Annotated in this window: 6 protein-coding genes; 1 reads left to right on the plus strand and 5 read right to left on the minus strand. The window is 63.4% G+C overall.

Features of this window, described 5'->3' with window-relative positions; genetic code table 11:
• The 4 genes from EN939_RS21375 to EN939_RS21390 form a co-directional block, all read right to left on the minus strand.
• On the minus strand, positions 1–564 hold a 564-nt coding region (locus tag EN939_RS21375; RefSeq protein ID WP_127269558.1), incomplete at its 3' end, for a molecular chaperone DnaJ.
• Positions 564–1,295: a VWA domain-containing protein gene (locus EN939_RS21380; protein ID WP_164749086.1), complete on the minus strand. Its 732-nt coding sequence runs from the start codon at positions 1,293–1,295 to the stop codon at positions 564–566. The genes EN939_RS21380 and EN939_RS21375, both read right to left, overlap by 1 nt.
• Positions 1,296–1,379: 84 nt before the next feature.
• A complete protein-coding gene (locus EN939_RS21385) occupies positions 1,380–1,817 on the minus strand; it encodes a DUF1489 family protein (protein WP_013531780.1) in 438 nt (145 codons plus the stop codon).
• A 76-nt stretch (positions 1,818–1,893) separates the two neighbouring features.
• Positions 1,894–3,297, minus strand: a complete 1,404-nt coding sequence (locus EN939_RS21390) for an L-serine ammonia-lyase (protein WP_127269560.1) — start codon at positions 3,295–3,297, stop codon at positions 1,894–1,896.
• A 178-nt stretch (positions 3,298–3,475) separates the two neighbouring features.
• On the opposite strand from EN939_RS21390, the gene EN939_RS21395 reads away from it, so the two are divergent.
• Complete coding sequence (locus EN939_RS21395) at positions 3,476–4,189, plus strand: DUF599 domain-containing protein (RefSeq protein WP_027161543.1); 714 nt, start codon at positions 3,476–3,478, stop codon at positions 4,187–4,189.
• Here the strand turns inward: EN939_RS21395 and EN939_RS21400 are convergent.
• The coding region (locus tag EN939_RS21400; RefSeq protein ID WP_164751124.1) for a YdcF family protein at positions 4,168–4,745 on the minus strand (578 nt) is incomplete at its 5' end. The two genes, EN939_RS21395 and EN939_RS21400, sit on opposite strands and share 22 nt — an antisense overlap.

A 4,745-nucleotide genomic window follows, 5' to 3' on the forward strand; every position in this document is an offset into this window, starting at 1 on the left:
CGCTTCAAGACCAAGGTCCTTGTAGGCCTCCTCCTTAGTCATGGCGCCCGGACCTGGCGCAACACCCAGCCCTTCGCCACCGTTCGTCTCAGCGTTTTTGCGCCAGACGGGAAATCTGCCGTCAAGATACGTCTCTAGCAGCTGTCGGCTCTCCGGGTCGCTGGAGAGTTCGCGGTAGAGGTGTTGCAATTCCGCCAGCCCCATCGCGCCAAGCATCTTGCCTTCGTGGCGGCCAGCCAGGACCAGTCCTTCGAGGCCGCCGGTATCGTGATCGAGCTCCATTTCCAATGCCGCCGTGCGCACCGTCGAGCGTTTGCCCGGGGCAAGGCCGGCCGGCTGGCCTTTCATTCGCATGGAACCATACCAGGCAATTGCCCCGGTGAGAATCATGCCGCCGATGCCTTCACGGCCGACCACAAGCACGGCGACGCCGACAACTGCCAGAAGAGCCGGCCCGAGCGTTCGCAGCGTGCTCGCCAGTTTCGCCGGCTCGGCACGCAGAAAGATCGTCACCGCGCCGAGAAGCAGCAGAAGCAACGCTACAAAAGCGATGATTGCGCCCATTATTTTCCGCCGCCCCGCAGATGCTCGATCATCAGCCGGTCTTCCGGCCTGCCCCTGGCTTCGAGCGCCTTCAACCCGCCGGTCGCATACACGGCGACGGCCGAAAGCAGCCCTGCCAAGGTCGCGGCAGCCCGCCGATCAAATCGGAACCAAGCCCCCTTGGAAAGCCGCGCAATCTCTTTGAACGCCTTTTCCGCGCCGGAATCATGGCCTTCCTGAAACACGAAGACAGGAACGCCATGAAGGCCGAGGCTGCCGGCCTTTTCGGCCAGATCGTCGATATTCTCTTCCATCGCGTCGCCGATGTAGACCAGCGCATTGACCTTGGCGGCCGCCGTCTGTTTCAGCGCATGCGTCAGGACCTTTCCGATCTGGGTGTGGCCGCTGCGGCATTCGATCCGCGTCATCAGCTGCTTCAAGGCATTGGTGTCGCTCACGAAAGCCGACGAACGGCACTCGCCGAGGCCGCGAAAATAAACCAGTTGCACGCTGAGGGTTCCGGCCTTGCCGACTGCGTCGAACATCTGGCCCTGCAGCGTGCAGGCCAGATCCCAGGTCGGCTGGCGGCTCATCGTCGCGTCGAGGGCAAGGATCAGCCTGCCCGAACCGGTCGCCGACGCGGCAAGTGTCCTCGCCTGACGAATGAAGGCGTCGATCTCGCCGGCGTTGGATTGAGGCTTGACCGGCGCAGGACTGGTCCTCGCTGGCACAGGCTGCTTCTTATCACTCATGAAAAACAAGATGTGGCGTTGCCACATCGCTTGCAAGCCCCACATCGGGCGGTGCAAAGGGCCAGGCGGTGATGCCACCTGGGGTCAGAGCAGACCGAGATCGGCCAGCTCGCGCCTGAGTTTCGGCGGCATCTCGATCAATCCGGCCTTGCCCTTGCCCAGATCGAGCGGCGCGTCCGCCGGTTTCAGGTAGCGCCAGCCCTGAAAAGCCCGGCGCGGCTGCCAGTCGGTGCGTACAACCTCGGGGTCGAGTATCAGATGGCAACGGCCTATGCCTTCACTGTCGGTGAACGGCCGGATTTCGGTGATCAACTGGCGGCACTGCACATTGCCTTTGATCACCCAATAGAGCGAACCGCCATCGGTAACCTCGGCGCCGCGTGTCGGCATCATGCGGGTGGTGTGATACTGCTCGACCGGCTCACCGGCGCGCCGCCGCTCGTCGAGGCGGAAGGCGATCCACTCTTCGAGATCCTCGACGCTGTCGCAGCCGACACAGAGTTTTATGAGATTGAGAGACATCGCTTAAGGTTAGTCCCGCACGCGAACGCGTCAACGACCGGATCGACTTCTCCACAGCGGCGGTTTAGGCCAGCCTTCAGCACTCCACGACGTTGACTGCAAGCCCGCCAAGGCTGGTTTCCTTGTACTTCTCGTTCATGTCGAGGCCGGTCTGGCGCATGGTCTCGATCGCCGCATCGAGCGGTACGAAATGGATGCCGTCGCCCTTGATGGCCAGCGACGCGGCCGTCACCGCCTTGACCGCGCCCAGCGCATTGCGCTCGATGCACGGCACCTGAACCAGACCACCAACCGGATCGCAGGTCATGCCGAGATGATGTTCGAGCGCGATCTCGGCGGCATTCTCGACCTGTTCGGGCGTACCGCCCATGACGGCGCACAGGCCCGCTGCGGCCATCGCCGACGCGGAGCCTACCTCACCCTGGCAGCCGACCTCGGCGCCCGAGATCGATGCGTTGGTCTTGATGATGCCGCCAACGGCGGCAGCCGTCAGCAGGAAATCACGAATGCTCGGCTGGTCCGCCTCGGGATGGAAATGCAGCCAGTAGCGCAGCACCGCCGGCAGCGTGCCGGCAGCGCCATTGGTCGGCGCGGTGACCACGCGGCCGCCGGCGGCATTTTCCTCGTTCACGGCCATGGCGTAGATCGACAGCCAGTCATTGGCGAGCAAAGGATTGGGCTTGTTCTGCTGCCACTGCTCCTGCAGCTTATCGTGCAGCATGCGGGCACGGCGGCGCACCTTCAGCCCACCCGGCATGATGCCATCCTGCGACAGGCCACGGTCGATGCAGCCCTTCATGGCGCTCCAGATTCCGTCGAGGCCGGCGTCGAGCTCCTCGCGCGTCATCTGCGTTTCCTCGTTGACGCGTTTCATGTCGGCGATGGAAAGACCGCTTTTGCCGGCCATGGCCAGCATCTCGACCGCATTCTTGAACGGATAAGGCACTTTCTTGCCTTCGGTTGTCACCGAACCCTTGGCTTTCATCCGCTGCAGTTCTTCTTCGGAAACCACGAAGCCGCCGCCGATCGAATAATAGATCCGCTTGAGCAGCAGGCGGCCGCCGGCGTCATAGGCGTAGAACGCCATGCCGTTGGCGTGACCGGTGAGCGGCGTCTTGCGGTCCAGCACCAGATCGGTGGCCGGATCAAAGCGATAGGAGGGATGGCCGGGCGGCGAAATGCGCTTTTCGGCGGCGATGCGGCTGGCAATGCCATCGGCCTGGTCGGGATCGACCGTCTGCGGCGTCAGACCGGCAAGGCCGAGCATGACGGCGCGATCACTGCCGTGGCCAATACCGGTGTAGGCGAGTGACCCGTGCAGGCTTGCGCCAAGCCGGTCGACCTTGACGCCCGCCGGACGCGGCCAGTCATTTCCCGCGACCTCGTCGAGAAACCGCGCAGCGGCGGTCATCGGCCCCATCGTGTGCGAACTCGACGGTCCTATGCCGATCTTGAACAGGTCGAAAACCGAAAGGAACACGCGGCGTTGTCTCCTGGAGTCAGGTCGAGGACTACATATAGGAATTCCCACGATGTTTCCGCTCTTTTGGAAATCGCGGCGCTGCACCCGCCGACCTTGTTTGCTCCGGCAGCGACATTGGTACGATCGCTGTATGCGGACATCGAAGCGATTGCGCTGAATGTGATAAATTCAGTCCATGGGCGATTCCCTCGATCTTTCGACAGCCGATCTCGCGGCGCTGGCCTTCTTCCTCGTCGCGTGGCTGCTGCACACGTTCGCCTCCGACGGCAAGCTGGTCAGCCGCATGTCGCTGACGACGGCGATGAATGCACAGCGGCAAGCCTGGATGCGGACCATGGCCGAGCGCGAGATCCGCATCGTCGACACCGCCATTATGAGCGGGCTGCAGCAAGGCACCGCCTTCTTCGCCTCCAGCTCGCTGATCGCGATCGGCGGCTGCTTTGCCTTGCTCGGCGCGTCCGACCGGGTTCTTGAAGTGCTCAGCGACCTGCCCTTGGGTGGCGCGCCGTCGCGCGCGGCTTTTCAGATAAAGGTGTTCGGACTGGTGCTGATCCTGGCGTTTTCGTTCTTCAAATTCGGCTGGGCGTACCGGCTGTTCAACTATTGCACGATCCTGATCGGCGCCGTGCCGATCCCGCATGGCGAAGCCTCACGCAATCCTGTCACCGAAACGGCGGTGTGGCGTGCGGCGCAAATGAACATGCTGGCCGGAAAGCACTTCAACTCCGGCCTGCGCGGGGTGTTCTTCTCGATCGGTTATCTCGGCTGGTTCGTCGACCCCATGGTGTTCGTGTTGTCGACGCTGTTGCTGCTGGCCGTTCTGGTGCGGCGCCAGTTCTTCTCGGCCGCCAGGCAGGCGGTGATCGGTCAGCCGCCTGGAAAAGGCTGATCGATCCGGCCAGACAGCCAATAGGCAAAAAGCCCGATCCATTCGCGGATGGCCATGGTGGTGGCCTGCAGTGAGTCGGCCGGATTATCGCGGAACAGCCCGATGCCTTCTTTGCCCGAGGTGCGATAGTCGACCGGCCAGGGAACGGTGGCGAAGCCGGCCTTGTCGAACAGCGCCTTGGCGCGCGGCATATGGAAGGCTGAGGTCACGAGCAGCCAGGTCTCGCCGGGCTTCGGCGTGACCAACTCCTTGGTGAAGACCGCGTTCTCATAGGTGTTGCGGGATTTGTTCTCCAGGATCAGACGATCGGCGGCCACGCCAAGCGCGGTGAGCAGGCGCGGCGCGGTTGCGGCATCGCCCTCGCCATCGAGAAACAACGCGCCGGTGCCGCCGGAGACGACCACCTTGGCGGTGGGAAAGCGCCGGGCCAGAACTGCGGTCTCGACCATCCGATCGCCGCTGCTGTTCAACTCATAGCCGCCCCGCGCCAGATTGATGGCGCCCTCAAAGCCGCCGCCGAGCACGACGATGCCGTCGACCTTTGCCGGCAGCGGCG

The organism is Mesorhizobium sp. M7A.F.Ca.CA.002.05.1.1, from assembly GCF_003998335.1.
Lineage (GTDB): Bacteria > Pseudomonadota > Alphaproteobacteria > Rhizobiales > Rhizobiaceae > Mesorhizobium.